General features: G+C 72.3%; 1 protein-coding gene. It reads right to left on the bottom strand.

Annotated elements, in window-relative coordinates; translation table 11 throughout:
- A partial coding sequence (locus ADL15_RS22330; RefSeq protein WP_269748368.1) for an amidase family protein occupies positions 1–303 on the bottom strand: 303 nt, incomplete at both ends.

Here is a 303-nt window from a genome sequence, read left to right as displayed (position 1 = left end):
AGTCCAGCTCGACGATCTCGGCGCCCAGCGACTTCAGCAGCTCGACGGACTCGTCGAAGCGCTGCACGACACCGGCCTGGTAGCCCTCGCCGCGGAACTGCTTGACGACCCCGACGCGCATGCCGTCCACGCTGCCGTTGCGCGCGGCCTCGACGACCGCGGGGACCGGGGCGTCGATCGAGGTGGAGTCCAACGGGTCGTGCCCGGCGATGACCTCGTGCAGCAGGGCCGCGTCCAGGACCGTGCGGGCGCAGGGGCCGCCCTGGTCGAGGGAGGAGGAGAAGGCCACCATGCCGTAGCGGG

Source organism: Actinoplanes awajinensis subsp. mycoplanecinus, assembly GCF_001509495.1.
Lineage (GTDB): Bacteria > Actinomycetota > Actinomycetes > Mycobacteriales > Micromonosporaceae > Actinoplanes > Actinoplanes palleronii.
The sequence above is the reverse complement of the archived record's forward strand: the minus strand, read 5'-3'. Positions and strand labels throughout refer to the sequence as shown.